The sequence below is a fragment of the Natrarchaeobius versutus genome (assembly GCF_041205745.1).
Lineage (GTDB): Archaea > Halobacteriota > Halobacteria > Halobacteriales > Natrialbaceae > Natrarchaeobius > Natrarchaeobius versutus.
This window is the reverse complement of sequence record NZ_JBGFCC010000001.1, coordinates 262,311-288,136: the sequence shown is the minus strand read 5'-3', so window position 1 is coordinate 288,136 and position 25,826 is coordinate 262,311. Positions and strand designations below refer to the sequence as shown.

The window sequence follows — 25,826 nt, the reverse complement described above, 5'->3', positions numbered from 1 at the left end:
TTACTCCTCCGTGGTGCCGCCATCAGTGGCGACGTCTTCGGCCGTTTCCATCCGGTGCATCGGTTCGGGGCTGTGACACTGCCGGACGAGACGCTTGACCTCCTGTGGCGGATCGTCCGTCAGCCTCGAGACGACGATGATCACCGCGAAGACGATCGGTACGCCGACCAGCGCCGATGAGGTCCCCGGTACCCAGGTCGCAAGCGTCGGGATCACCGCCTCGTCGACGCCGGTGTACATCGGGATTGCGGTGTCGTTTACGATCGCGCCGAAGGAGACGAGCATGCCGACGAGCATTCCGGCGATCGCACCCTCTCTCGTCGTGTTCTCCCACCAGAGACCGAGGAAGAACACCGGGAAGAAGATGGTGCCAGCGATCGCGAACGCCATCGCGACGAGTTCGCCGATGAGCGCCGGCGGGTTGAGCCCGATGAGCGTCACGAGTGCGCCGATCGCCAGGATCGTCGTCCGACCGACGATCAGCTGTTCGCGTTGGGTCGCGTTCTCCCTGTAGAGGTTGGTGTAGATGTCGTGTGCCGCCGCCGAGGAGGCCGTGATGAACAGTCCCGACGTCGTCGCGAGCGCCGCCGCAACCGCACCCGCCGCGACCAGTCCGACGAGCCACTCCGGTAGTCCGGCGAGCTGGGTGGTCAACACGACGAGCGCGTCGGCTTCCTCTCCGGACATCCCGGTGAACCCGCCGCCGTCCGTGACCTCGCGGTCGTAGAGCAATCCACCGAAGGCGGCATAGGTAGCCGTTCCCCAGTAGAGCAGGCAGATGAAGAACAGTCCCCAGACGGTCGACCAGCGGGCGGTCCGCTCGTTGTCGACGGTGTAGAACCGAACGAGAACGTGTGGCAGGCCACAGGTGCCGACGATCAGGCTAAAGGCGAGCGCAATCCAGCCGTAGTAGCCGACGTTGGCAAACGGTTCGACGAACTGTGCCTCGAGGCTCGCCGCCTCCGCGACTTGGGGCCCGGCCTCGAGATAGGGCAGAGCGATCGACCAGTTTTCGACCCAGCCCGTGGCGTAGAGGCCCAGTGTGAACGCGATAATGAGGATGACGTACTGGATCGCCATGTTCTTCGTCGTTCCGAGCATCCCCGAGAGCGCGACGTAGCCGATCGTCACGGCCATGAGCAGGACGACGCCGACCTCGTAGGAGACGCCGAAGATGTACTGGGCCATCAGCCCCATCCCGCTGGCCTGCCCGATCGCGTAGGTAAACGCGATCGCGAGCGTCGTGAACGCGGCGATGCCCCGGGCCCAGTCGGAGTAAAACCGATCGCCGACGAAGTCGGGAGCGGTGTACTTGCCGAAGCGGCGAAACTGTGCGGCCATGAAGATCAGGAGGATGAAATACCCCGTCGTCCAGCCGACGACGTACGCCAGCCCGAAGTAACCAAGCGTCGCGACAAGCGCGGCGACGCCGAGATACGACGCGGCACTCATCCAGTTGGCGCCGATCGCCATCCCGTTCTCGACGCTCCCGATCGATCGTCCCGCGACCCACAGTTCGTCGACCGCCGCGACCCGGAAGAAGTAGCCGACGCCGAGAAACAGCGCCAGCATCACGACGACCATCAGCGCCGGAACGAGCTTGAACTCGCCGACGTCGAGCGCCGTCTCCTGGAGCACGACCGGTTCGAGTATCCCCGGGAGCGTCCCGGCTATCGCCTCGAGCATCAGTCGTCACCTCCATCGGTCGCGACGGCGTCACTCGCGTCCGTCTCTGCCTCGTGGCTGATGCCGTACTTGGTGTCGAGTCTGTCACGCTGGGTCGCGTAGGCGACGGACAACAACAGTGCACCGAGTGGCGTGACGATCGCCGCCAGGAAGAAATGAAGCGGGAATCCTCCGAGGACCGTCGTCTCGGTCATGAAACCCGGTGCGACCAGAATTGCGGTCGTCGGGCCGAAGACGACGAGGATCCACGCCACGAACGAGAGCCAGATCACTCGCAGGTGATCGCGCATGAACGGCGTCGCTGGCTTGAATATGTTTATCTCCTCGTCGAGGTACGCTTCCGTCGTAGCCCCGCCATCAGTTTCGACGGCGTCGGCTGATTGTGGTTGATCTTTTGACATTATTGTGTTCGGTCCCGGCCCTCCACCGTCGAGCGAAGGAGAAGCCGAATGGTTAGTCGTCTTCGACCTGTTCCGCAATGTCGTCGACGACGTCGGGGTTTCGCAGGGTCGAGGTGTTACCGAGTTCGTTTCCACTCGCGATGTCCTCGAGGAGTCGGCGCATGATCTTGCCCGAGCGCGTCTTCGGCAGTTCCGGCGTGAAGACCACTTCTTCGGGTTTCGCGATGGGGCCGATCGAGTCGACGACGCCCTGGATCGCACGCTCCTCGAGTTCGTCGCCGGCGTCGTAGCCGTCCTCGGGGATGGCGTAGACGTAGACGGCTTCGCCTTTGACCTCGTGGTCGCCGCCGACGACGGCGGCTTCGGCGACGCCCTCGACGCCGACGACGGCGGATTCGATCTCCATCGTGCCGAGCCGGTGGCCGGAGACGTTGATCACGTCGTCGACGCGACCGAGGATGGTGATGTAGCCGTCGTCGTCGATCTTCGCGCCGTCCTCCGGGAAGTAGACCCACTCGTCTGCGTCCTCGTCGGAGTACTCCTGCCAGTACTCGGCGAGGAACCGCTCGTCGTTCTGGTACAGCGTCCGAAGCATGCCGGGCCACGGTCTGTCGACCGTCACGTAGCCCGCCTGGCCGGCGTCGACTTCCTCGCCGTTGGCGTCGACGACTCGGGCGTCGATGCCGGGTAACGGCGGTCCGGCGGACCCGGGTTTCATCGTGTTGACTCCCGGAAGCGTCGTGATCATCATCCCGCCCGTCTCGGTCTGCCACCAGGTGTCGACGATCGGACACTCCTCGTCGCCGATGTGCTGGTAGTACCACTTCCACGCCCGGGGATTGATCGGCTCCCCGACCGTTCCGAGCAGACGAAGCGAGGACAGATCGTGTCCCTCGGGATACTCTTTGCCCCACTTCATGAACGCCCGGATCGCCGTCGGCGCCGTGTAGAAGATGTCGACCTCGTTGGTCTCGACGATCTCCCAGAGTCGGTCCTTTTCGGGGTAGTCGGGCGTCCCCTCGTACATCACCGTCGTCGTTCCGAGCGCGAGCGGGCCGTAGACGATGTAGGAGTGGCCCGTGATCCAGCCGATGTCGGCCGCACACCAGTAGGTGTCCTCGGGTTTCACGTCGAGGACTGCCTGGCTCGTCCAGGCGGTGTACGCGAGGTAGCCGCCGGTCGTGTGCTTGACGCCCTTCGGTTGGCCCGTCGTCCCCGACGTGTACATCAGGAACAGCATATCCTCGGCGTCCCGGGTTACCGGCTCGACCGAGGCGCCCTCGTGCTCGTCGACGAGTTCGGCGTAGTCGTGTTGGTTCGACGCCAGCGAGTGCTCGAGCGCGTCGTCCAGCCGATCGACGACCACGACGTCCGACACCTCGTGGTCGACGCCCTCGAGGCCCTCGTTGGCCTTCGAGATGTGGTCGAGCGCGTCGCCGCGTCGGTAGTAGCCGTCGCAGGTGACCAGGTACTCGCTGTCGGCGGCGTTCATCCGCGTCGCGAGTGCGTCCGCCGAAAAGCCCGCGAAGACGACGCTGTGTGGCGCGCCGATACGGGCACACGCGAGCATCGCGATCGGGAGTTCGGGGATCATCGGCATGTAGAGGGTGACGACGTCGTCGGCCTCGACGCCGAGATCGCGAAGCGTCGCGGCGAACGCCTCCACCTCGTCCAAGAGTTCCCCGTAGGTATACGTCCGCGTCTCGCCGGGTTCGCCTTCCCACGTGATCGCGGTGCGATCCTCCGCGCCCCCCTCTACGTGACGGTCGAGACAGTTGTAGGAGGCGTTCAACTCGCCGCCGGTAAACCACTCGTAAAACGGCGCATCGCCGTCCTCGAGGACCGTCTCGTAGGGGGTGTCCCACGAGAGCAGATCCGCCGCCCGCTCCCAGCACTCGGGCCAGTGTTCCTCGAACTCGTCGTAGATTCCCGGATCCGAGACGTTCGCCTGCTCGACGAACGACTCGGGGGGCTCGAACTGCTCCTGTTCTTCGAGTCTCGCCTCGAGGCTGGCTTCCTCCTGTGTCATGTTACGTCCAATCAATGCACAACCGTGATAGTAAAGCTGACCTCTAGTTGTACAAAATTCCTCGCGGTAACGACCTGGATTTGGCGACGGTCTGCGGTCGAACTCGTCGCGAAAATGCCGATTCTCACTCGAGAACGATTGAATTCCCATCATCTCTGGCGCACGTTCGTCGGCGAACGACCGTCGGACTCTAGAAGGTTATAGCATCGACGAACCATTTCGACACCGATCACACCACAGGCGTCCGATCGGATGGACACCGGCGGTCGATGGATGCGACAGTTCCGCCGATATCCGTCACGACGGGCCGGGACCGGTCGCCTCGAGGCCGTCGAAGAACGTCCGAAGCAGTTCGTGTTGGCCCTTTCGCAGGTGGCTGTGCAACGTCGGCGAGGTGACCCCCATCGCATCCGCGACCTCCTCGGCGGTGCTCTCGCGGGGCCAGTCGTAGTAACCGGCGAAGTACGCCGCCCGGAGCGCGGCCTCCTGGCGGTCCGTGAGTCGATCCTCGAGACCCTCTCTGTACTCACGTGCCGTCCGAACGGCTCGCTCGGTCTCGCGTTTGCCGATCAGACTCGAGTCCGGGTAGACGGCCCGGAGGCCGTCGACGATCGTCCGAATGTCGGCGTCGACGCCACACTCCGCGGTGATCGTCGTGGTTCCGTCCTCGAAGACCGCTTCCGTGACCGTCGCGCCGTACTCGGTCAGCGTCAGCGCCGGCGACGGACCCTCGAGGACGAACTCGACGCGAGAACTGCTTTTGCCGGCGTCGATCAGCCGAAACTCCTCGACGCTTGCGTCTTCTACCGCGAGATCGAACGCCTCGGCGGGGGAGGCTCCCTCGAGTTGGAGGTAGTACAGTTGGGTCGACTCGGCGACCGGAACGAGCGAGTCGAGTTCGAACCGACACCCCAGTCGGTCCGAGGCGTCGACGAAAAACGAATCGGCGTCGCGACAGGCGATCTCGAGTTCGACAACGCGATCGGAACGCATGTGCGTTCGTCGCCGAATCGCGCCGATCGCGGCGCCGACCTGCCGTCCGACCGTCTCGAGCCACCGGCGTTCGTCCTCCTCGAACGCGTCGGTTCGGTCGGTGCCGACCGTCAACGTACCGTAGGTCGTCTCACCCGACGACAGCGCGACCCGTGCGAGTGTCCCGTCGAACGCATCGCCGCCGAGTTTCGCCGACACTCCACTCGCAACCGTCACACGGCCTTCGGGATCGCTCGAGCGCCCGCTTCGGTCCGTTCTCCACTCCTTCGGAATGATCCGATCGACGTCTCCGGGTTGGATGCCACTCGAGGCGCGCCACTCCCGGCGGCCGTCCGTGAACGTCGATCGGTCGATCCAGGCGAACGCGTAGACGTCGCCGGCCACGAGGGCGGTACAGACGTTCGTCTCGAGTTCCTCGTGATCGTCCGATTCGAGTAGCGCCCGGGTGACGTCACGGTGACAGCGGGCGACGCGCTCCCGGCGCTCGAGTTCCTCCAGGTCGGCCCGGAGCTTCGCTATGCGATCGTAGGTCCTCGAGACGTCCCGGACGAAGACGGCGAACCCGCGGTGGCGTCCGTGGTCATCCCGAAGGGCGACGACGACTTCGGTCGCGCGAAATCGGGTCCCGTCCTCGTGGACTCGCCAGCCGTCGACCTCGTGACCCGACTCCTCGAGTGCGGTAGAGAGGACGCGGTCGGGGACGCCGTCGTCGACGGCGTCGTCGGTATAAAACGTCGAGACGTGTGTGCCCACGATCTCGCCGGCCCGGTAGCCAAACAGCGCGGCCGCGCTCCGGTTCCAGCGGTCGACGTACCCTTCGGCGTCGAGACGCACGAGCGCGTACCGATCGCTCGCGGCGAGCAACAGGCGGACGACGCTGTCGTCGCTGACCGCCGAACCGGGTCGGCTATTCGTCTCCCCCGAGCGCATCTGCGATGGCCGTTCGACGGCTTCGAAGGCGTCGACGAGTTCCGAGTCGGTCGGATCGCGCAGATACGTCTCGAGCGCCTCGAAGCTCCGCCAGCCGCCGGCGGCTTTCACCGCTCGCGGATTGACGTCGTGGTCGACGAGCGCACGTCGCGCGAAGAACCGTCTGAGATCGTTCGTCGAGACGTCGGCGAGGGCCGGTTCGTCGTGGAACTCGCTCGCCCGGTCGGCCACGTCGGAGACGAGCATCTGGAGGCGACGCGGCGTCACGGAGAAGATCCGGTCGTCGGCGGTGAGGCCGTTGCTTCGGGCGTACCGTCGAAGCTCCCGTTCGACGTGAGTTGGAAGGTAGGCGGTTCGTCGTCCGCGGTCTTCGTCCCCGGGAATCCTGACGAGGTATCGCGGCGGATCGATCCGAACCTGTTCGACGTCGTCGACCGTCAGCCGAACGAGTTCCGCCGGCCTGAGCCCGACTTCGCCACAGAGACGGACGACGAGCGCCTCGCGGTAGGTCTCGGCGCCGTCGAGTACCGTCTCGTACGCTCGACTCGAGAGCGTCGACGCGTCGCCCGCCACGTTCATCTTTCGGCCATTCAAGGAGTGCGAACATAATTGTGTCGCAAACCGGTGTGATTACGAGATGATTCGATCCGATACGAACCAGACGTCAGAAGCGACACTCTCGAGCGAGAAATCGACGCTCTCTCACCCACCCTTCATTTCGGATAGCTAGATATCGCGAAAACGACTACCGGTTGCTCCGTTCGGAACGAATCTCCCCGACGATCTCGGGATTTCGAAGCGCGCTCGTGTCGCCGAGTTCCTCGTCGTTCGCGATGTCCTCGAGGAGTCGGCGCATGATCTTGCCCGAGCGCGTCTTCGGCAGTTCCGGCGTGAACACGATCTCGTGGGGTTTCGCGATCGGCCCGATCGCCGACTCGACGTTCGCTCCGATCGCCTCCCGCACGTCGGCGCCCGCCTCCGACCACCCCTCGGTGCTGACGTAGGCGTAGATCTCCGTATCGCCGCGGTCGTTGGCGCGCCCGACCACCGCGGATTCGGCGACGCCGTCGACGTCGGTGATCGCGCTCTCGATCTCCATCGTGCTGAGTCGCCGCCCGGCGGCGTTGATGACGTCGTCGACGCGTCCGAGGACGGTGACGTAGCCGTCCTCGTCGACCGTGGCGGTGTCGCCACTCGCATAGCGCCACTCCCCCGTGCCGGGATCGGAAAACTGCATCCAGTACTCCTCGAGAAAGCGGCCATCGCTGTCGTACAGCGTCCGGAGCATCCCCGGCCAGGGACGCGTCAGCGTGAGATACCCCGTTTCACCGGGATCGACGGGTGCCCCGCTCTCGTCGACCACAGACACGTCGATGCCGGGCAGTGCAGGGCCCGCCGCGCCGGGTTTCATTTCGCCGATCCCGGGGAGCGTGGAGATCGTCACCGCGCCCGTCTCGGTCTGCCACCAGGTGTCGACGATCGGGCACTCCTCGCCGCCGATGTGGGTGTAGTACCAGTCCCACGGGCGCGGGCTGATCGGCTCGCCGACGGTGCCCAGCAGGCGAAGGCTCGAGAGGTCGTGGCGTTCGGGGTACTCCTCGCCCCACTTCATGAACGCCCGGATCGCCGTCGGCGCCGTGTAGAAGACGTCGACGGCGTTGCGATCGACGATCTCCCAAAGTCGGTCGCGGTCGGGGTAATCGGGCGTCCCCTCGTACATTACGGTGGTCGTTCCGAGCGCGAGCGGGCCGTAGACGATGTAAGAGTGGCCCGTGATCCAGCCGATGTCGGCCGCACACCAGTAGGTGTCCGCCGGTTCGACGTCGAGGACCGTCCGCGTCGTCCAGGCGACGTGTGCGAGGTACCCCCCCGTCGAGTGGACGACGCCCTTCGGATCGCCGGTCGTCCCGGAGGTGTACATCAGAAACAGCATATCTTCCGCGTCGCGTGCGACTGGATCGACGGTCTCCCCCGAAAACTCCTCGCGGCGATCGTGGTAGTCCCACTCGTCCTCGCCGAGTACGTGGGGAAGCTCCTCGCCGAGTCGGTCGACGACGACGGTCCGTACGTCGGCCTCGAGCGCGAGTTTGGCGTTGTCGGCTTTCGACTTCTGGTTGAACGCGTCGCCGCGTCGATAGTAGCCGTCGCAGGTGACCAGATACTCACTTCCCGCGGCGTCCATGCGAGTCGCGAGCGCGTCGGCGGAGAGGCCGGCGAAGACGACGCTGTGTGGCGCGCCGATACGGGCACACGCGAGCATCGCGATCGGGAGTTCGGGGATCATCGGCAGATAGATCGTCACGACGTCGTCGGCTTCGACGCCCAGGTCGCGCAGGGCCGCGGCGAACTCGTTGACCGCGACGTACAGATCGCGGTACGTGTAGGTTCGCCGATCCCCGTGTTTTCCCTCCCACCGAATCGCCGTGTGGGTCTTTCGCCCGGCCTCGAGGTGGCGGTCGATGCAGTTTTCCGCCGCGTTCAGTGTTCCACCGGTGAACCAGCGATAGAAGGGAGCGTCCTCGTCCTCGAGGACGGTATCGTACTCCTCGTTCCACGAGAGCAACGCCGCCGCTCGTTCCCAACACTCCGGCCAGCGCTCCTCGAACTCGTCGTAGATCGCCGGATCGAAGACGTTCGCCTGTTCGACGAACCGCGCGGGCGGATCTCGAGACGTACCGGCGGGAATCGGTCGATCCGCTCCCCACCCGTTCCGATCGACCATATCTCGTTCCGATCGAGGTCAGTCAGCGGAATAAACGTTCCTGCATCGTCGAATCGGAAGCCGACGCGGCCCCGCATCGAAAGCCTATACGGACACGCATCGGAAGCCGACGCGACCACCCGGGAGACGTCCCCGCAAGGAACGCGGATCACTCGAGCCGAAGGAACTGCCGATCGTCGTCGCGGTCTCTGACCGCGGGGTAGACGACGAGGAAGTTTCCGTCGAGTCGCTCGGCGAGTCGCCTCGGCACTGTCTCGAGTTCCGGATCCCACCCCCTCGTCCCGCGTCGCGCCGACAGCGTGACGAAGAGATCCGTCTCGTCGACGTCGTCTCGCAGTCGTCCGAGTAACTGGGTCCAGTCCGCGGCGCGTTCGAACGAGACGGAGACGTCGGGATCGACGAGTTCGACGAGGCGCTCGAACTGGGCCGGGTCGTCGCCGACGACGACGACCCGAATCGGCGCGCCGAGTTGCGTTGCGATCCTGTCGATCGTCCGTACTGTGCCGTAAAACCCCGCGTTTCGGTCGATCCCCTTCGGAACCGCGAGGACGACCTCGCTCGTCGCAGGAAGCGCCAATCGGACGCGAGAGATCAGGACGAGCTGTCGGCTTCGCCGAACGACGCGATCGATCACGGTACCGAACGTGGCGCCGGCTCGAGAGGGCTGGCCGTCCCATCCCACGATCAGCGTCGAGATTCGGTTCTCGACCGCCGTTCGAACGATCCCCGATGCGACGTCGCCCTCGACGCTCGTTCGAGCCTCGACGGGGACCTCGGAGCCGGCACCGTACGCTTCGGCGTCCGCGAGTGCGGATTCGACGTCGGCGACCGCAGCCTCGATCGCGGTCGGATCGACGCCCGAGGCCGGCCGAACGACCGTCACCGTGTACAGCGGCTGTTCGTCCTCGGGTTCGCGGACGATCACGGCGAGATCGAGTAGTCGATCCCGATACTGTGACTCCCGGGAGAACGAGACCATGATCCGTTCGGGCGCGAGCGATGGGCGAGCGGCCAACCGATCGGCCGCGCGAACGAGCCGGCGCCCATAGCGGTCGACCACCGCTGGACTCAGGACGCTGACTACCAGGATCATCACGACGACGGCGTTGAGCATGGCGTCGCCGAACAGCCCCACCTCGAATCCGATGAGGACGATCGCGAGCGCCGCGGCGGCCTGTCCCACCGAAAGGCCGAACATCGTCATCGTCTCCTCACGGGAGTAGCCGTAGAATGCCGCCGTCGATCGAGCCGCGAGGTACTTCGTCGCCACGACGAGGACGAGAAACGCGACCGCGATCGTCGCCGTCTCGAGGCCCGCCAGCAGGACGCGGACGTCGACGAGCATCCCGACCGACAGCAAAAAGAAGGGGATGAACAGCGCGTTCCCGACGAACTCGATGCGGTTCATCAGCGGGCCGCGTTCGGGAATCAGTCTGTTCAGCGCGAGTCCGGCGAGGAATGCACCGATGATCGGTTCGACCTGGGCGAGTTCTGCCAGGTAGGCACAGATGAACAGGATCGTCATCACGAACAGGAACTCGAAGTAACTCTCTTGGCGAACGTTCCGGAAGAACCAGCGCCCGATTCGCGGGACGAGTACCCAGACGCCGACGAAAAAGATCGCGAGTCCGACGACGAGTTCGAGCCAGAACGTCGGCCCGATATCGCCAACTTCGGCGGCGACGACGATCGCGAGGACGAGCAACGCCAGGGTGTCCGTGATGATCGTCCCGCCGATCGTCACCGTCACGCTCTCCGTTTTCGCGATCCCGAGTTGGGTGACGATCGGATACGCGAGCAACGTGTGGGAGGCGAAAATCGCGGCGAACAGCGCGGCCGCTCCGAGCGAGAGGTCGAGCAACGCGTAGCCGACGGCCGTCCCGACCGCTTGCGGGACGATAAAGGAGAGCAAGCCGAAGACGAGACTCCGTTCCCGATACTCGACGAACTGGGTGAGGTTGATCTCGAGGCCCGCGACGAACATCAGGTAAACGAGTCCCACCTCGCCGAGCAAGACGATGGTCTCACCGCGGTCGAGCACCGCGAGCCCGTTCGGGCCGATCGCCGCGCCGACGAGGATGATGCCCACGATCCCCGGAAGACGATATCGCTGGAGGACGAGCGGCGCCGTCAGGAAGACGAACGTCGCGATTCCGAAGATGAGGATCGGATCGTCGACGGGGAGTGTCGGCCCGGCTACTGTCATCGCCGATCGCGTGAGGGGGCGTTCGAGTTGTGCGAAGAAACGGCGGGCAGGTACATAGTCGACGTCGTCAGGGAACGGTCCCGATTTGATCGGTGGGAAGTTCTTTCGTCAGGCTCGAGGGATCGTGCGTGTCGCTATTGGCGATGCCTACGTCCAGCTACAAACCGGCTGTGATCGTTTTCGGTGACAGACACGAGATCGGACCGGTCGCCCACCGTACGACAGCCGTCCGCCCCGAATCTACCGACCACTTGGACGAGTTGGAATTCCGACACCCTGATACGCCACGGCAAGCAACTTCCGAGAACGAATGGCGGAGACGATCGAGTACGACGAGGCGGAAGCACGACACGAGGAACTGATCTACGAGACGGGTGAGGCGGCGGACCGGCGTCGGTTCGTGAGGGAAGCGCTCGACCTCGAGGGCGACGAGCGGGTACTCTCGATCGGCTGTGGCCCTGGGTTCGAACCGGCCGAGCTCGCACCGATCGTGGACGGCGAGGTCGTGGGCGTCGACCGAAGCGAGGCAATGTTGGCACTCGCGAGCCGTCGGTGCAACGACAGTCCGAACGTGACTCTCACGACGGGCGATGCGACCGACCTGCCGATCGCCGACGAATCGGCCGACGCGGCGACGGTCGTCCAGGTCTACCAGTACGTCGACGACCTCGAGGCCGCGATCGACGAACTCGCCCGCGTGCTCCGCCCCGGTGGTCGGGCGATGGTCTATCACACCGACTGGGATTCACTCGTGTGGCGGTCGACGAACCGGGCGCGGGCGAAACGAGTTCTCGAGGCGTTCTTCGAGCACTGTCCGCGCCCGCACCTCGGGTCGGAACTCGCCGAACCGCTTCGCGAGGGCGGCCTGGTCGTCGACCGCGTCGAGCCGAACTGCCTCCTCGACACCCGACTCGAGGAGGGGACCTTCGCGTACCACCTGATGGAGGGTGTCGCGAAGTACGTCGTGGACCGCGACGCCGTCGACCCCGACATGGCCGAGGCGTGGATCGAGGATCTCCGGGCGCTCGAGGCGACCGGAGGGACGTTCTTCTCGCTCACGCAGTACGGCTACCTCGTTCGATCCCCAGCATAACGGCCTCATCCGGGCCCGAAACGACGGCCTCATTCGATCCACGGAGGGGGAATCGACACTGTGAAACGACGGTCCGAATCGCCTTCTGGCCCGGTCACTCCGTCATCGAGTCGACGTCGGTGAGATCCTCCGGATCGGCGGGCTCGTCGGGCTGACGGACGACGTAGACGTCGTAACGGTGATCGCTCGCGACGGGACTCCCGACGCTCGATTGCGGCGCGATGACCGATCCCGCGTTCTCCGAGCCGATGAAGACGACGCTGGCTTCGATATCGCTCGCGACGCGTCGGATCTCGCGGACGACCTCGGTCGTCGACGTCGCGGTCGGTTCCTCGGGGTCGACCCGCTCGGTTCGGAACGTCGCCTCCGGCGCGACCGCTTCGGCCCGCGACTGGAGTCCCGCTTCCGTCGTCTCCGGGTCGAACGGTTCGCCGCGGGTGATCCACCCCCGGTCGCGAGCGTACCCCGGATCGTCGGGGATGACCGTCAAAACCACGACTTCCTCTTCGAGGCAGTCACCGAACGTCACCGCTCGCTCGAGGGCGTTCGTCGAAAGCGGCGAGGCGTCGAACGGGACGAGTAGCGTCATACCCCTAGCTCACATGACAGGGCGAAGTAAATGTTCGGCCGAGGTGCGGTCCCTGAAGGCCCTACCGTGGCGTTTCGTCCCCGACGATCAGCACTGGTCGGTTCGCGACCCTGACGAGCCGGTCGACGGTGCTCCCCAGCAACGCGCCTTTGAGCGACGACCGGCCGCGGGCGCCGACGACGATCACGCCGGCGTTGCGTTCGTCGGCGGCGGCCAGGATCTCCTCGTGTGGGACGCCCGAACGGATCTCCGTCTCGGTCGACAGCTCCGCGTCGTCGGCCTGGGCCTCGAGTCTCGAGAGCACATCTTCCGCACGCTCGCGTTGCCGGCGTTCGACTTCCTGGGGGTCGACGATGGCGTTGTCGTATTCGGTTCGCGTCTCGAGGACCGCGACGCCGTACAACGGAACGCCGAACTGTCGCGCGAGTTCGATTGCGTGATCCGCCGCCTGCGCGCCACCGTCGCTTCCGTCCGTCGCGACGAGAATCGACTCGTACATGGGCCACCGTACGTAGAGGAGGGGAAAGGGGTTGTCGGCGATCAGCGGACATTGATCTCCAGAGCACCTGTCTCGTTTCAACGACTACTATATCCCGCCGGACCAACGACCGACCATGTCCGAGGAAGTACCGGTGAAGCGAGCGGACGTCGGTATCCTGGCCGTCGTTTCGGTGCTGGGCGGCGTCGTGCTCGCGTCGGTCCTGACGACGCCCGAGCTCACACCCCAGTTCGCAAATGTCGTCTTCGTCGCGACGATGTTGCTCGCGTTCTTCCTGTTTATCCCCGTTATGGGACTACGGCTGTTCGTCGACGACTGGCGCGAAGAAGACGAGGAGTAAGACCCCTTTGTACGCCTGATCGGTGCCCATACTCGTCCCATCGATCGATTCTCTCGAGTGCGCCGCGGAGGGTTACCGATCGGGCATCGTCGAGTACCGCTTGACCGCCTTCATATCGGCCCGGTCCGACGGCGACGGGGCGACCGTGGAGTAACGCCCCGATCTGCCTCCGCCCCCACCGCGATCACCGTCAGAGCCGAGATCCGGCTCGAGGAATCCGTCGTCCTCCGCTTTCTCCTCGTCCGCTTCGCCCCCGTCCACTTCGTCCTCGTCTCCGTCCCTCCCGCGTTCGTCGTCCGCGAGTTCGGCGGCGGTCTCTGAACCTGCCTCCTCGAGGCGCTCCTGAAGCTTGGAAACCTCGTCACCGAACTCCTCGAACGATCCGGTCATGGCCGAACGAAGCATCTCCCCGAAATCGCCGGCCTCGTCCGCGTCTCCGTCGTCCCCATTCCCATCGTCCGCGTCTGCTTCGCTTCCTTCAGATCCACCCGCCCCATCACCAGCGGGTGATTCTTCGTCGGTCTCGTCCTCGCCACTCTCGATCGCCTCCCGGAGCCCGCCGACCGCCGTCTCGAGTGACTCCCCGTTCGACCGATCCGACAGCTTCGCGAGGGAGAGTAGTCGCTCGAGCGCCTCGACGTCGTCGGGATCCCCGTGGGCGATCGCGGCCGGGATGGAATCCGGCTCCGATCCATCCGGTAGACGATCCAACCCGACAGCCTCGAGGACCGCCGATGGCTCCGCGGACGCGAGTATCTCGTCCGCCTCGTCGGCCGCCTCGAGGAGCGGTTCGGTCGACTCGCCGTCGCCCGAGACGACGGCTCCGCCAACCGCGTCGGCCCGTTCCAGTACGTCGTCGACGCGTTCCGTCAGTTCACCTGTCATTGTCGTTATCTCCCGGTTAGCCGCGACCGTCGCTCCGATTCAGTCGGCCTCGGCGTTCGATTCGCCGTTGGCATCCGCCTCCGCGTCGGCATCGGTCTCACTCCCATCGTCAGCTTCCGCGCCGTCTTCGGCTTCCGTGCCGTCGGCGTCCGACTCACCGTTCGAACCCGCGTCGTCTGCCGACTCCGTCGTCACCGTCTCGACGATCTCCTCGGTCATCTCCTCGCGGCTCAGGTTCGCCTTCACGTCGACGTCCTTGGCGATCGACTGGAGATCCTGGTACGACAACACCCCGAGGAAGTCCTCGAGGGTCTCCCGCCTGAGATCCTCGAGGTCCTCGGCCGCGTACTCCGACTCGTCATCGGCCACCTCGGAATCGTCTTCCGCCGCTTCAGTGTCCTCGACGCCTTCGGTTTCGTCCTCGGCCGCGCCGTCAGCTTCGTCGACGTCGGACTCCTCGTCCTCCGGTTCGTCGTCCGACTCCTCGAAGACGCCCTCGAGAGGTGTCTCCTCGGTGACTGCCTCTCCTGCCGATTGAGCTCCCTCGGTAACCGTCTCTCCCGCCGACTGGGCTCCCTCGGCTACCTCCTCGCCGACCGACTCGAGGGAATCCGGCGTGGTGGTTCCCTCGACCGTCTCCGAGACGGCGTCGCTCACCGCGTTCGCCACGTCCGATCGGACGTCGCCGAAGTCCCGCTCCTCGTCCTCGAGGCCGCGGGCGAGCGCCTCGTGGACGTTGCGACCGATCGAAGACCCGAGTTCGCGACCGATGCGTTCCCCGACCGTTCGACCGACCGAGGCGCCGATCTCGGCGCCGTCAACCTCGTCCTCGAGGGAGCCGTCGCCGAGCAGAGTGGCGACGTCTACTTGCTCGGTCATCTCGTCGACGACGAGTTCCCGAAGTCCGGACCCCTCAGCCATCGCCACCACCTCGTCGCACGCAGTGGCCCAAACACGGTGTGCTCACGGTTATTCCTCGTCCTCCGAGTCGTCCCCGCTCTCCTTTTCGTCCTCGCCGCTCGAGTCCGACTCTGCTTCGTCACCAGCTTCCGATTCGTCGGCTTCTTCCTCGCCTTCCGTCGCCGATTCGTCCGCCTCGTCCTCGGAGCCCGACTCGTCCGCTTGCTCTTCCTCGTCGCTTTCCTCTTCGTCTTCGGCCTCCTCCTCGGCTTTTTCTTCACCTTCTTCGTCTTCACCGCCCTCCGCATCGTCCTCGGTCCCGAGCAGTTCGTCCATCACGAGTTCGCCGATCGTTCGGCCCAGGCGTTCGCCGACCATCCGGCCGACCGCCGCCCCGATCACCCCGCCGAGGGCCTGGCCCAGCGGCTCGTCCTCGTCGATCTTCTCTTCCCACTGGGTCCCCTCGACGAGTTCGCCTACGTCGATGTTCTCTGTGATGCGTTCATAGTCGATCCCTCCTGTCAACGAGTCGGAGCCGGACTCCGCGTCCGATCCCGACTCTGCTGTCGATTCCTGACTCATGATCCTGCCTCCGCCTGCTCGGCCTCCGATTCGGCTCCGTCGCCCGGTTCTCCCTCCGGCTCGAGCCGTTCGATGAGCTCACGAACGATCTCGCGAACGACCGTCGCTACGAGTTCTTCGATCGGGAGACTCGGAACGAGCGAGGCGAGTCCCTCCCTGAGCCGGCTCGCCGCCGAGGAGAACAGTCCGCGTATCCACCCGACGAACGACGAGAGGATGCCGCCGGTGGAGTCGCCCTCGCCTTCCGCTTCTTCGTCACCCTCTGTCTCTTCATCTCCTTCCATCTCTTCTTCATCCTCGAGGAGTTCGTCGCCGCCGACGAGTCCGCTGAGGAACTCCCGCGGCTTGCCGACCAGATTCGAGACCCAACCGGTGATCCGATTCCAGATGCCGCCGAGCCACGATTTCGGCTTCCCGAGCACCGACGTTACCTTCTCGAGCGCGGAGCCGGGAGCGTCGAGCAGTCCGCTCACCGCGGACAACAGGTTCCCGAGCAGGTTGCTCTCTCCGGGCCGGGCCGAGACGTCGAGCGTGACCGGATTGAGGTTGACCTCGAGGCCGAGCAGATCGAGGAACAACCCGTCGAGGTCGAGGTGCAAGACGCCGGAGGTATCCTCGCTCTCGTAGACGTCTTCGGCGTCATCGGCGTGACCCTCTTCGCGATCATCGTCAGCGGATTCCTCATCTCCCTCCTCCTCGTCCTCGTCTTCGGCCGAGGGTTCGGCTTCGTTCTCGCTTTCCTCTTCCTCTTCGTCCTCGCTTTCTTCCTCTGTCTCCTGTTCTTCGTCCTCTTCGTCGCCGGTTTCCGCCTCTGTCTCCTGTTCTTCGTCCTCTTCGTCGCCGGTTTCCGCCTCTGTCTCCTGTTCTTCGTCGTCCGACGCGTCCTCCCCGTCCGACTCCGCCTCGCTCTCGTCGACGTCCTCGTCCGATTCGGATTCGTCGCTCGATTCCACTTCGTCCGCCTGACCGCCGTCGGGGAGCACGCGACGGGAGCGCTCGCTCGCGTCCCCCGCCCGGTAACGGCGGTCAGGCGGGAGTCGATCCTCGAGGAGTTCCTCGTCCCCATCGTGTCCTGGTCCCGCTGTCATTATCCGAGAACATCCACCAGCGACAGGGTTGTTGTAATTGGCCTTGCGTATGCGACTCAAATCAGGAATGGGCCGTTGACGGGTCGGACGAATCAGAACCGGTGACGGTCACCGACGGAACAAACGGGTACCGGCTACCGACTACCGACGGAACAAACGGATATGGGTCACTCGAAGGACGCGAACGACGACTGTAACGACCGACTCGTTTCGCCTCGCTCGAGTTCGTAACCGACCAGATCACGCATGTCGACGGCGTAAGTCGTCCCGGTGCGCTCGAGGACGAGCAGTCGCCCCTTCACGCCGACGATCGTGCCCGAGGCGATCGTCTCTCGGACGGGTCGGCTCTCGAGGTCGAATCCGTAGTCGAACGCGAACCGGTCGATCACGTCGAACTCGGTGAGCGTCTCCGCCCAGGCGTCCTCGTCGACTTCGCTCGCGAGCGACTCGACTTTCGGGTCCGTCCGCACCCGATCGACGAGCCGAGTTGCGATCTCGGCCTCGAGTTCGCGGGCGATGCGCCCGTTCGAGACGGTGTGGACGTGGGCCGCCCGGTCGGCGCCCTGTTCGCGGAGGCGAGTCTCGAGTCGCCGGCGTTTCGTCACGCCGACTTTGAACGTCTCGGGTGCGAACGCGGCGACGTAGACGGCGTGTTCCTCGTAACAGTCCATCTCGTCTTTCAGGCAGGTCCCCGTACAGCGGGCACAGACCCACGTACTCGTGTGGAACTCGCAGTAGGGAGCCGACGGTCGGTTGCAGGCGACGTGTTCGCCGCCGTCGATGGTGCCGGCACACCGACGCGTGCCGAGCGTGTACGACAGCGACTCGCCGGGCTCGAGGGCGCGACGGCTGAGTTCCCCGTCCTCGGCGAGCATCAGCGCCGAACCCCGCCCGCTCGGTTCGTAACCGACCAGTTGCACGGTACCCGGTTGGCTCCGGTGACCGATATAGCGTTCGCCTCGAGTCGAGCGTGAACGCTATGAGGGGCGACGCTCGCCGACGGCTCACCAATCACTTTACGCTCGGCCGTCGAGTGTCGATCCATGACGCTCGAAGGCTCGCTCGAGGCGACGGTATCGACGGACGGCGGCGGGCGGACGGTCGCGTTCGCGTTCACCGCTACGAACGCTGGCTCGGACCCACTCGAATTGCAGTTTGCCGACGCGGCGAAAGCGGAGTTCCTCGTCCAGGACGAGGGACGTGAGGTCTGGCGGTTCACCGAGGGACGCGCGTTCGCACAGATGCTCGGCTCGGAGCGGCTGGCCGCCGGCGAATCGACGAGCTACGAGGGCGAATGGGACGATCCGATGACCGGTTCCTACACCGCTGTCGCCGAGTTGAGAGCGAGAGAACACGACTGCGAGGCGCGAACCGAGTTCGACGTTCCGGAGTGAGCGGTGAGTCCAGTCCGTTTCAGACGGGTTACTGTCGGTCAGTTTCGGCCCAACCGCGATCCCTGGGGTGGTGGGCCGGAACATCGGGACAGCAATCCGCCTCAGTCCGCGGCTTCGGCGGCCCGACCGGGCTCGAACTCGAACCACGGCAGGGTCGTCTCGGTCGCCGTTTCCTCGAGTGCCTCGGCGCTTCGAAGTGTGACGCCTGCGATCCCGATCAAGATGATGACGTCGAGGTAGATCCGGGTGACGTCCGCCGGAATGCCGACCATCACCTGTGCGCCGAACATTCCGATCGAGGCGGTGTGGACCAGCCACGCGAGAACGGCGAAGTACTTGAGCTTGGTAAAGAAGAGCATCCGGTCTCGAGACTGGGTCGTTCCGATTCGAGTGAGCGGGCCCAACAGGAGATAGAGCCATACGAGCAAGGAACCGACGAGCGCGAGGAGCAAGACGATGCCCACGAGTGCCTCTCCCAGAGAGCCGATCCCGTACGTCGCGACGAGCATCAGCGAGAACCGGCCGCCAGCAACGCCGACGAGCGCGAGCGTTAGCCCCCGCCCCGCACCGGCGACCGCACTGATGACGAGCGCGATGAGCATCCACGTGATTCCGTATCCGATGCTGGTCAGCGCGGTCTCGGCCCCGGTCGTGTACACGTAGACGCTCTCGAAGGCGAACATGACACCCATTACACCGATCGCTGCGGCGACGGTGTAACAGAATTTGTGGGCGGCCCGGGGAAGAGAGCGAGCCCACCAGCCGACGCCGATCGCCATCGACAGGAATGCGAGAGCGGCCACTGCTCGGAGGAGAACCGGTGGCTCCATCTCAGTCACCCCTCGACGGTTTCGCCGTCGCCGGTTCCGCCCGTTGGTCGGTCTCGAAGGCGCCGACGAGCTGGTTCAACTCGCGTGCGTGATCGCCGAGATCGCCCGCTGTCGACGTGACCGAATCGATTGTCGCGCTCGTCTCTTCCGAGGCTGAGGCGGCCTGGTGAGCCTCGTCACTCGTTTCAGTCGAGACCGCCGCAACGTCGTCGATGATCTGTGAGAGCTCCTGTGCCGAACCAGCCTGATCGTCCGCCGTCGTCGCGATCTGTTGGATGCTCCCGTCGACGTGTTCCATCTCGTCGGCGATCGTCTCGAGTTTCGACTCGAGGTCGTCGACGATCGTCGCCGTCGTTCGCATACTCGAATCGACGGTTGAGATCTCGTCGGCGGTCGTCTGCGTGCGTTCGCGGATCGAATTGAGTGTCCCCTCGATGTCGTCGACCGCCGTCATCGTCTCCTCGGCGAGCGCTTTGATCTCGTCGGCGACGACCGCGAATCCGCTTCCGGCCTCACCCGCGGTCGCGGCTTCGATCGACGCGTTCAGCGCGAGCAGGTTCGTCTGATCGGCGATGTCGTCGATCAGCGCGATAATCTCCTCGATCTGTTCCGTTTCGCGGGTGAGGGCGTCCGCGGTGTCGACGACCGTCTCCGTCTTCTCGGCCAACTCGTCGATGTTGGTGGCCGCTTCTCTTGCCGCATTGCGCCCCTCGTCGGTCAGCGTATCGACGTACTCGGACTGCTCGGCGATCTCGTTCGTCGTCGACGCGACTTCCTCGACGGAGGCGGAGAGATCACTCACCTCGGTGGTCGCGGTCTCGAGGTCCCCAGTCTGATCGGTGGCTCCGTCGGCGATTTCCTGGACGGACTCGGCGACCTCCTGGCTGGCGAGACGGATCTCCTGGCTCGACTCGTCGAGTTCGATCGAGTTCGTCTCGACGGTGTCGGCGGTCGCCTGGACGTCCGCGACCGTTCCGTTGATTCGGTCGATCATCTCGTTGAACGAGTCCGCGATCGCCTCGATCGCTTCGTCGTCGACCTCCGGCTCGAGACGCTGGGTCAGATCGCCAGCCGCACATCGATCCATCACCGTAGAGAAGTGTTCCGCCTCCTCGAGCAAGCGCTCGTTCTGTCGCTCGACGGCGTCGCGCGTAGACTTCAGTTGCTCGCGTTCGGTCTCGAGCTGTTCGGCTCGCTCTTCGGCGTCGGCCTGGGCCCGTCGGGCGCGTTCCTGTTCCGATTCCAGATCGGCGAGCGTCTCCTCTAAGGAGTCTCGCATTCGGCCGATCGAGGCGTACAGATCGGCGATCTCGTCGTTTCGGTCGGTCTCGAGTTCGACGTCGAACTCGCCGTTTCCGATCCGTTCGGTCCGTTCGCCGAGACGCTGAAGCGAGAGCGCCACGTTGCCACCGAGGACGATGGCGAGAACGCCTAGGTTCAACAGCGTGATGATGGTCAGAGCGAACAGGGACGAAATCGCGACCGTGTCGACCGACTCCGCCGGTGCCGAACTGATGAGCCGTCCGAACAGCAAAACGAACGCGACCGTGACGACGAACACGGCGCCGATTATCCCGTTGATCTTCGAACTGTACTGATCGCGAAACCGATCGGGAACGACGGTTGCGGTTCCCGAGGTCATACTGGTGTCACCACGAGTTATCGTCCGGATTTGGGGAGAGCTATGTCATAACTGTTGTCGCCGATTTCGGGTGTTTCCGCGCCTTACAAGACCATATACGATTACAATTATGCCGAACTGTCAGACAATTTCTGCGATCACGGTCGCCAGACGGTTGCCGTCGATCGTGAGTTGTCGTGTCGTCTCTCTGGCTCCCGATCGATCAAAGCGGTGAGGGTTTCGATAACTTCAGTTACCGGAACCGGAGATCCTTTTTGGTACGACGCGAGTTTCCTTCGGCTTTGTCAGAGGGTATAAACCGATCCTCTCCCAATGGATTCGTATGCAAGCGCTGGTCATCGCGGCACACGGATCGCACCTGAATCCGGACGCCTCCGACCCGACGTATGCCCACGCGGACGCCATCCGCGAGACGGGCGCGTTCGACGAGGTCCGCGAGGCGTTCTGGAAGGAAGAGCCACACTTCCGCGAGGTGATTCGCACCCTCGAGTCCGAGGAGGTGTTCGTCGTCCCGCTGTTTATTAGCGAGGGCTACTTCACCGAGCAGGTGATCCCGCGAGAACTGCGCCTCGAGGAGTGGGACCCCCAGAAGTGGGAGTCGGACGGAACGAGCGCCTCGCAGGTGACCCTCGAGGCCGGCGACGTCGACAAGACGGTTCACTACTGCGGGCCGGTGGGAACCCACGACGCGATGACGGACGTGATCGTCGGGCGGGCCGAACGCGTCACCGAGGATCCGGACGTCGGAGAGGGGTTCGGTCTCGCGGTCGTCGGCCACGGCACCGAGCGCAACGAGAACTCGGCGAAGGCGATCGAGTACCACACCGAGCGCATCCGCGAGCGCGGCCGCTTCGACGAGGTGAAGTCGCTGTTCATGGACGAGGAACCCGAGGTCGACGACGTCACCGACTTCTTCGAAAGCGCTGATATCGTCGTCGTCCCGCTGTTCATCGCGGATGGCTACCATACCCAGGAGGACATTCCCGAGGACATGGGCCTGACCGAGGACTTCCGGCTGGGATGGACGGTTCCGGCCGAGGTCGAGGGCCACCGGATCTGGTACGCCGGCGCCGTCGGCACCGAGGAGCTGATGGCAGACGTCATCTTAGAGCGTGCGGCCGACGCCGGGGCGGATCTCGGCGACGCCATCGACGCAATCGTGACGGACGCGAGCCTCTCGAGTGCCGCGGACGGCCCATCGAGACCGACGGAGACGGGTGACTAACCGTGGTCGACGAATCCGATCGAACGGAGGCCGCCGAACGCACAGATCCCATCGACGCGTTGCTTACCGCGGCCGATTCTGACGTCGAAATCGCGTTCGATGGGCTTCGACTCGAGTCGTCTTCCGACGGTAATAGCGTCCATTTCGCCCTCGAGACGCCGGGATTCGACCGATCGGAACTCGGCCGACCGGAGCTTCAGGACGTCCTCGAGGCGGTCGAGGAGTACGTCACGAACTGGTACTACTGGCAAGAACGCGTCGGTGGCGAGGGGACGGCTCGCCGAGCGTTTCTGCGCTGGTGTGAGCGAGCCTCCCTCGAAGACGGCGAGGGGGGAGACGCCGGTAATAAAACGACGCTCGAGACCGCGACGAGCCACGAGTCGGAACAGGTGGGAAGGACATCGACGATCTCAGTGCCGGAACGTTACGACGCGCTCCGCGAGGGTATCGACCGCGAGTGGGGTCAGCTGTGTATCACCACCCGGTTCGTCGACGTCGACGAACCCGACGGCGAGCGCGTCTACGACCTCTGGCACGTCGAGGACGCCGACACCGACGTCGCGGACCTCGAGGTGTACGACGATCCACGAGACGCCCGCGAAATCGCGACGACGGACGCGGACGGTCGGTATCGTCCGTTGAAGACGGCACCGACGCTCCCGTCGGGGTGGGCGTTCACCGGGCTGTCGGGGGCAGAACTCGTCGAAACTGTCGGTTACTTCTACCCGGCGACGATCGCGAACTGGCACCGCGAGCGACTCGACGAACTCGACGTCGACCACTGGCTCGAAACCGCCGAACGCCAGACCGGCATCTACGACGTCGTCGACGAACTCCCTCGCGACGCCGTCGAGTGGATGGCCGACGCGTGTTGTGTCGACTCGCAGTGTCTCCGTCGTCGCGAGTGGGGGTACGACGAGGGCGACGACCTCGACGTCGCCGCCGGCGACGGCTCGTTCCCCTGTCGAGAGCCCTGTTCGCTCGTCGTCGCCGCCGCCCGCAAGTGGGCGATCCTCGAGTCCGAATCGGAACGAACGTACGAACTCGAGTTGACGACGAGCGAGTTCAACCAGCTCGGCGAGCTGATCGACGCCGTCGCGGACGGACGGATCGAGGAGATTCGGGAGGCCGACCTGGGAGACGGCGCGAACCGGTACCGAGCGCGGTACCTTCGAGCGAAACGGTTCGACGACGACGGCCTCGAGGCGCGAAAGCGCCCGGAGTGAACTACTGTAGAAGCAACCAGAGTGCAACGAGTACGCCTCCCACCACGATCCCGAGGCCGAGTACCGCGACGGGGCCGCCGATCGTCGCCGCCGTCGTCGCGGCGATGACCAGCGCGAGGGCACCGAGTGCGAGCACCGCTCCCGAGGGTGCCCGAAGACCGATCGCCTCCGTCAGCCGCGTGGCGACCGTCGACTCCGGCCGGGGACGATTCGGCTTTGTGAGCGTGTCGTCGATCTCGACGTCGGGCGGACTCGGGGTGATCGTCAGATCGATCCCGAGCGATTCGGAGCCGTAACCGGTCACGATTTCGAGCTCGCCGGCAACCGGCTCGTCGATGCGGTCCGAATCGACGGCGATCGGGACGACGGTGACGTCGTCCGGTTCGATGTAGTAGTTCGGCGTACCGATCGACGCGGCCCGATCGAGGTCACCAGCGAGTCGACAGTGAACGTGAGCGGGGCGTTCGTGACCGCGTAAGACGACCGAGATCCGCCGATGCGTCTCGAGGGACTCGAAATCCGCCTCGAGCGTGTTCGCATTTCCACGGTTGACGTGGACGGTAATCTCGGTGTCGCGCACGGTCGATCACGCCTCAGGCCGGCGTCTCCTCGCGCATGTCTGGCGGCAACAGGTTCGGAATCCCATCCTCGATCGGGTACCGCTCGCCACACTCCGAACAGACGAGCGTCCCGGAGATCACGTCCTCGCCGTCGTCGGCGTACTCGGCGTCCTCGAGTTCCAGTTCGTGTTTATCGAGCGGACAACGGAGAATCTCCAGTAACGACTCCTTCATAGTACGTAGGCTGGCCGCATGAAGCAAAAGGTTTCGGGAACGAAACGAGCGAGCGCGAGACACTTCGGGTCTCGGCGTCGCGTCCCCTCGCTACTCGTCTCGTCGCCACTGCACGTCGTTGTACACCTGATCGCCAGGCGGGCCGGCAGTCGGCGTGTACCTCGGTTTAGTTGTTACTGTAGGGGTTCTCGACGACGACGGTCTCCTCACGGCCGGGGCCGACGCCAACCGCGTAGATTGGCGCCTCGAGTTCGGCCGCGACGTACTCGAGGTACGTGCGTGCGTTCTCCGGGATGGCGTCGTAGCCATCTTCGGCGACGGACTCCCAGTCGACGGCCGGCCAGCCGTCGAACGAGCGGAACGTGGCCTCACACCGACCCCACTTCTCGGTCGTCGCCGGCATCGTGAGGATCTCCTCGCCGTCGAACTCGTAGGCGTGGCCGACGTTTACCTCCTCTAAGCCGGCGAGAACGTCGATGTGGTTGATCGCCAGTCCCGTAAAGCCGTTCGCGCGGGCGGCGTGGCGCAACATCGGCATGTCGAGCCAGCCGACCCGACGCGGGCGGCCGGTGACGGTGCCGTACTCCCCACCCTCGTCGCGGATGTACGTCGCAAGCTGTTCTTCCTCGTCGTCCGAACCCTCCTCGGGGTCGTAGTCGGGCGTCTGTCCCTCGACGCCGCCGAGTTCCGTCGGGAGCGGGCCGGTTCCAACGCGCGAGAGGTAGGCTTTGACGATGCCGATGACCTCGCCCTGGCCGACGACGGTCGGCCCGAGGCCGGTTCCGACGCTCGCGCCACCGGCAGTCGGATTCGACGACGTGACGTAGGGATAGATCCCGTGGTCGATGTCGATCGACGTCCCCTGTGCGCCCTCGAGCATCACGTTCTCGCCGGCGTCGATGCGCTCTTGGAGGAAGGTTCCGCAGTCGACGACCATCCCCTCGTTGGCGAGGCGCTCGCCGTACTCGCGGTAGGTTTCATAGAGGTGCTCGACGTCGAACTCCTCGCCCGTGCGCTTGTCGAAGACGTCCTCGGCGAGCGCCCGCTTCTGGGGAACGACGTACTCGAGTCGCTCCCGAAGCACGTCTGGATCGAGCAGATCGCCGACGCGGACGCCGCGGCGACCGGCCTTGTCCTCGTACGTCGGCCCGATCCCTCGCCCTGTCGTGCCCGCGGCGAGGTCTTCTTTCTCGTCTTCCTCGATGCCGTCGAGCGCGCGGTGGTACGGGAGGATGACGTGTGCCCGCTCGGCGACCCGAACGTCGGGCTCGAGGTCTCGGTCTCGGAGTGTATCGATCTCGTCGAACAGCGTCTCGGGGTTGACGACGCAGCCGTTACCGAGCACGCCGACTTTTCCCCTGACGGCCCCCGAGGGGACCAGCGAGAGTTTGTACTTCTCACCGTCGTGGACGACGGTATGTCCTGCGTTGTCCCCACCCTGATAGCGAGCGACGACGTCGACGGCGTCGCCGTAGAGATCGACGACGCCACCCTTGCCTTCGTCGCCGAGTTGCGACCCGACGATTGTGACGGTCATAACAGCGACCGGTTCTTGCCGGGTCGATAAACAGATTACGGTCTCCGCGGGACGTCGCTCGAGTCGGTCGCCCGGGTGAATCGAACGCGGCGCAAACGGCCAGGCTGAACGGATTCGTTTGGCGACTCGCCGTCGGAGATTGCTGTTAGCGGGCCAGACAGTTCGACGGTTCGTCGCCAGACACTGCCGTCAGTAGGCCAGACTCCTCGGAGGCGACCGCGTTCCCCGAACTGGT

The 25,826-nt window shown here is 64.9% G+C and carries 23 protein-coding genes; 5 read left to right on the top strand and 18 right to left on the bottom strand.

Features of this window, described 5'->3' with window-relative positions:
• From AB7C87_RS01380 to AB7C87_RS01355, 6 genes are all read right to left on the bottom strand, one after another.
• Entirely contained in the window at nt 1–1,686 is a 1,686-nt protein-coding gene (locus AB7C87_RS01380) for a solute symporter family protein (protein ID WP_369727610.1), read from the bottom strand.
• Complete coding sequence (locus AB7C87_RS01375; protein ID WP_369727609.1) at nt 1,686–2,087, bottom strand: DUF4212 domain-containing protein; 402 nt, start codon at nt 2,085–2,087, stop codon at nt 1,686–1,688. Before AB7C87_RS01375 ends, AB7C87_RS01380 begins: the two co-directional genes overlap by 1 nt.
• A 52-nt stretch (nt 2,088–2,139) precedes the next feature.
• Nucleotides 2,140–4,116: an acetate--CoA ligase gene (gene acs, locus AB7C87_RS01370; RefSeq protein WP_369727608.1), complete on the bottom strand. Its 1,977-nt coding sequence runs from the start codon at nt 4,114–4,116 to the stop codon at nt 2,140–2,142.
• 297 nt (nt 4,117–4,413) lie between these two features.
• Entirely contained in the window at nt 4,414–6,618 is a 2,205-nt protein-coding gene (locus AB7C87_RS01365) for a bacterio-opsin activator domain-containing protein (RefSeq protein ID WP_369727607.1), read from the bottom strand.
• 166 nt (nt 6,619–6,784) lie between these two features.
• Nucleotides 6,785–8,761 (bottom strand): acetate--CoA ligase, encoded by a 1,977-nt coding sequence (gene acs, locus AB7C87_RS01360; protein ID WP_369727606.1) that lies wholly within the window; start codon nt 8,759–8,761, stop codon nt 6,785–6,787.
• 148 nt (nt 8,762–8,909) lie between these two features.
• Nucleotides 8,910–10,967 (bottom strand): cation:proton antiporter domain-containing protein, encoded by a 2,058-nt coding sequence (locus AB7C87_RS01355; protein WP_369727605.1) that lies wholly within the window; start codon nt 10,965–10,967, stop codon nt 8,910–8,912.
• A gap of 310 nt (nt 10,968–11,277) precedes the next feature.
• Between AB7C87_RS01355 and AB7C87_RS01350 the strand changes: the two genes are divergently transcribed.
• The gene (locus tag AB7C87_RS01350; RefSeq protein WP_369727604.1) at nt 11,278–12,060 is read left to right on the top strand and encodes a methyltransferase domain-containing protein; all 783 of its coding nucleotides are present in this window, start codon (nt 11,278–11,280) and stop codon (nt 12,058–12,060) included.
• A 94-nt stretch (nt 12,061–12,154) separates the two neighbouring features.
• Here the strand turns inward: AB7C87_RS01350 and AB7C87_RS01345 are convergent, their stop codons facing one another.
• Both AB7C87_RS01345 and AB7C87_RS01340 read right to left on the bottom strand, forming a co-directional pair.
• A complete protein-coding gene (locus AB7C87_RS01345; protein ID WP_369727603.1) occupies nt 12,155–12,649 on the bottom strand; it encodes a universal stress protein in 495 nt (164 codons plus the stop codon).
• Between the two features lie 61 nt (nt 12,650–12,710).
• Complete coding sequence (locus AB7C87_RS01340) at nt 12,711–13,148, bottom strand: universal stress protein (protein ID WP_369727602.1); 438 nt, start codon at nt 13,146–13,148, stop codon at nt 12,711–12,713.
• 115 nt (nt 13,149–13,263) lie between these two features.
• Here AB7C87_RS01340 and AB7C87_RS01335 point away from each other — a divergent pair, with 115 nt between their 5' ends.
• Entirely contained in the window at nt 13,264–13,488 is a 225-nt protein-coding gene (locus tag AB7C87_RS01335) for a hypothetical protein (RefSeq protein ID WP_369727601.1), read from the top strand.
• 72 nt (nt 13,489–13,560) lie between these two features.
• Here the strand turns inward: AB7C87_RS01335 and AB7C87_RS01330 are convergent, their stop codons facing one another.
• The 5 genes from AB7C87_RS01330 to AB7C87_RS01310 form a co-directional block, all read right to left on the bottom strand.
• A complete protein-coding gene (locus AB7C87_RS01330) occupies nt 13,561–14,373 on the bottom strand; it encodes a hypothetical protein (RefSeq protein WP_369727600.1) in 813 nt (270 codons plus the stop codon).
• Nucleotides 14,374–14,412: 39 nt separating this feature from the next.
• Nucleotides 14,413–15,294, bottom strand: a complete 882-nt coding sequence (locus tag AB7C87_RS01325) for a hypothetical protein (protein WP_369727599.1) — start codon at nt 15,292–15,294, stop codon at nt 14,413–14,415.
• Between the two features lie 48 nt (nt 15,295–15,342).
• A complete protein-coding gene (locus tag AB7C87_RS01320) occupies nt 15,343–15,855 on the bottom strand; it encodes a hypothetical protein (protein ID WP_369727598.1) in 513 nt (170 codons plus the stop codon).
• Complete coding sequence (locus AB7C87_RS01315) at nt 15,852–16,943, bottom strand: hypothetical protein (protein ID WP_369727597.1); 1,092 nt, start codon at nt 16,941–16,943, stop codon at nt 15,852–15,854. The genes AB7C87_RS01320 and AB7C87_RS01315 overlap by 4 nt, the downstream gene beginning before the upstream one ends.
• A 167-nt stretch (nt 16,944–17,110) precedes the next feature.
• Nucleotides 17,111–17,863, bottom strand: a complete 753-nt coding sequence (locus tag AB7C87_RS01310; RefSeq protein WP_369727596.1) for a DUF2797 domain-containing protein — start codon at nt 17,861–17,863, stop codon at nt 17,111–17,113.
• Nucleotides 17,864–17,986: 123 nt separating this feature from the next.
• On the opposite strand from AB7C87_RS01310, the gene AB7C87_RS01305 reads away from it, so the two are divergent.
• Nucleotides 17,987–18,337: a BsuPI-related putative proteinase inhibitor gene (locus tag AB7C87_RS01305; protein WP_369727595.1), complete on the top strand. Its 351-nt coding sequence runs from the start codon at nt 17,987–17,989 to the stop codon at nt 18,335–18,337.
• A gap of 101 nt (nt 18,338–18,438) precedes the next feature.
• Here AB7C87_RS01305 and AB7C87_RS01300 read toward each other — a convergent pair whose 3' ends face one another.
• Both AB7C87_RS01300 and AB7C87_RS01295 read right to left on the bottom strand, forming a co-directional pair.
• Nucleotides 18,439–19,167, bottom strand: coding sequence for a hypothetical protein (locus AB7C87_RS01300; RefSeq protein WP_369727594.1), 729 nt, complete (start codon nt 19,165–19,167; stop codon nt 18,439–18,441).
• Between the two features lies 1 nt (nt 19,168).
• Nucleotides 19,169–20,809, bottom strand: coding sequence for a methyl-accepting chemotaxis protein (locus tag AB7C87_RS01295; protein ID WP_369727593.1), 1,641 nt, complete (start codon nt 20,807–20,809; stop codon nt 19,169–19,171).
• Nucleotides 20,810–21,131: 322 nt separating this feature from the next.
• Here AB7C87_RS01295 and AB7C87_RS01290 point away from each other — a divergent pair, with 322 nt between their 5' ends.
• Together AB7C87_RS01290 and AB7C87_RS01285 are read left to right on the top strand one after the other, a co-directional pair.
• Nucleotides 21,132–22,034 (top strand): CbiX/SirB N-terminal domain-containing protein, encoded by a 903-nt coding sequence (locus tag AB7C87_RS01290; RefSeq protein WP_369727592.1) that lies wholly within the window; start codon nt 21,132–21,134, stop codon nt 22,032–22,034.
• 2 nt (nt 22,035–22,036) lie between these two features.
• Complete coding sequence (locus tag AB7C87_RS01285) at nt 22,037–23,260, top strand: DR2241 family protein (RefSeq protein WP_369727591.1); 1,224 nt, start codon at nt 22,037–22,039, stop codon at nt 23,258–23,260.
• Between the two features lies 1 nt (nt 23,261).
• Here AB7C87_RS01285 and AB7C87_RS01280 read toward each other — a convergent pair whose 3' ends face one another.
• From AB7C87_RS01280 to AB7C87_RS01270, 3 genes are all read right to left on the bottom strand, one after another.
• Nucleotides 23,262–23,840, bottom strand: a complete 579-nt coding sequence (locus AB7C87_RS01280) for a DUF7524 family protein (protein ID WP_369727590.1) — start codon at nt 23,838–23,840, stop codon at nt 23,262–23,264.
• 13 nt (nt 23,841–23,853) lie between these two features.
• Nucleotides 23,854–24,054 carry a methytransferase partner Trm112 gene (locus tag AB7C87_RS01275; protein ID WP_369727589.1) on the bottom strand — a complete coding sequence of 67 codons (201 nt, stop codon included), beginning with the start codon at nt 24,052–24,054 and terminating at the stop codon, nt 23,854–23,856.
• A 166-nt stretch (nt 24,055–24,220) separates the two neighbouring features.
• Nucleotides 24,221–25,591: an adenylosuccinate synthase gene (locus tag AB7C87_RS01270; protein WP_369727588.1), complete on the bottom strand. Its 1,371-nt coding sequence runs from the start codon at nt 25,589–25,591 to the stop codon at nt 24,221–24,223.
• Between the last annotated feature and the right edge of the window lie 235 nt (nt 25,592–25,826).

Bases quoted from the DNA above. Each gene is read 5' to 3' on its own strand.
- AB7C87_RS01380 (WP_369727610.1), bottom strand. From the start codon at position 1,686: ATGCTCGAGGCGATAGCCGGGACGCTCCCGGGGATACTCGAACCGGTC.
- AB7C87_RS01375 (WP_369727609.1), bottom strand. From the start codon at position 2,087: ATGTCAAAAGATCAACCACAATCAGCCGACGCCGTCGAAACTGATGGC.
- acs (WP_369727608.1), bottom strand. From the start codon at position 4,116: ATGACACAGGAGGAAGCCAGCCTCGAGGCGAGACTCGAAGAACAGGAG.
- AB7C87_RS01365 (WP_369727607.1), bottom strand. From the start codon at position 6,618: ATGAACGTGGCGGGCGACGCGTCGACGCTCTCGAGTCGAGCGTACGAG.
- acs (WP_369727606.1), bottom strand. From the start codon at position 8,761: ATGGTCGATCGGAACGGGTGGGGAGCGGATCGACCGATTCCCGCCGGT.
- AB7C87_RS01355 (WP_369727605.1), bottom strand. From the start codon at position 10,967: ATGACAGTAGCCGGGCCGACACTCCCCGTCGACGATCCGATCCTCATC.
- AB7C87_RS01350 (WP_369727604.1), top strand. From the start codon at position 11,278: ATGGCGGAGACGATCGAGTACGACGAGGCGGAAGCACGACACGAGGAA.
- AB7C87_RS01345 (WP_369727603.1), bottom strand. From the start codon at position 12,649: ATGACGCTACTCGTCCCGTTCGACGCCTCGCCGCTTTCGACGAACGCC.
- AB7C87_RS01340 (WP_369727602.1), bottom strand. From the start codon at position 13,148: ATGTACGAGTCGATTCTCGTCGCGACGGACGGAAGCGACGGTGGCGCG.
- AB7C87_RS01335 (WP_369727601.1), top strand. From the start codon at position 13,264: ATGTCCGAGGAAGTACCGGTGAAGCGAGCGGACGTCGGTATCCTGGCC.
- AB7C87_RS01330 (WP_369727600.1), bottom strand. From the start codon at position 14,373: ATGACAGGTGAACTGACGGAACGCGTCGACGACGTACTGGAACGGGCC.
- AB7C87_RS01325 (WP_369727599.1), bottom strand. From the start codon at position 15,294: ATGGCTGAGGGGTCCGGACTTCGGGAACTCGTCGTCGACGAGATGACC.
- AB7C87_RS01320 (WP_369727598.1), bottom strand. From the start codon at position 15,855: ATGAGTCAGGAATCGACAGCAGAGTCGGGATCGGACGCGGAGTCCGGC.
- AB7C87_RS01315 (WP_369727597.1), bottom strand. From the start codon at position 16,943: ATGACAGCGGGACCAGGACACGATGGGGACGAGGAACTCCTCGAGGAT.
- AB7C87_RS01305 (WP_369727595.1), top strand. From the start codon at position 17,987: ATGACGCTCGAAGGCTCGCTCGAGGCGACGGTATCGACGGACGGCGGC.
- AB7C87_RS01300 (WP_369727594.1), bottom strand. From the start codon at position 19,167: ATGGAGCCACCGGTTCTCCTCCGAGCAGTGGCCGCTCTCGCATTCCTG.
- AB7C87_RS01295 (WP_369727593.1), bottom strand. From the start codon at position 20,809: ATGACCTCGGGAACCGCAACCGTCGTTCCCGATCGGTTTCGCGATCAG.
- AB7C87_RS01290 (WP_369727592.1), top strand. From the start codon at position 21,132: ATGCAAGCGCTGGTCATCGCGGCACACGGATCGCACCTGAATCCGGAC.
- AB7C87_RS01275 (WP_369727589.1), bottom strand. From the start codon at position 24,054: ATGAAGGAGTCGTTACTGGAGATTCTCCGTTGTCCGCTCGATAAACAC.
- AB7C87_RS01270 (WP_369727588.1), bottom strand. From the start codon at position 25,591: ATGACCGTCACAATCGTCGGGTCGCAACTCGGCGACGAAGGCAAGGGT.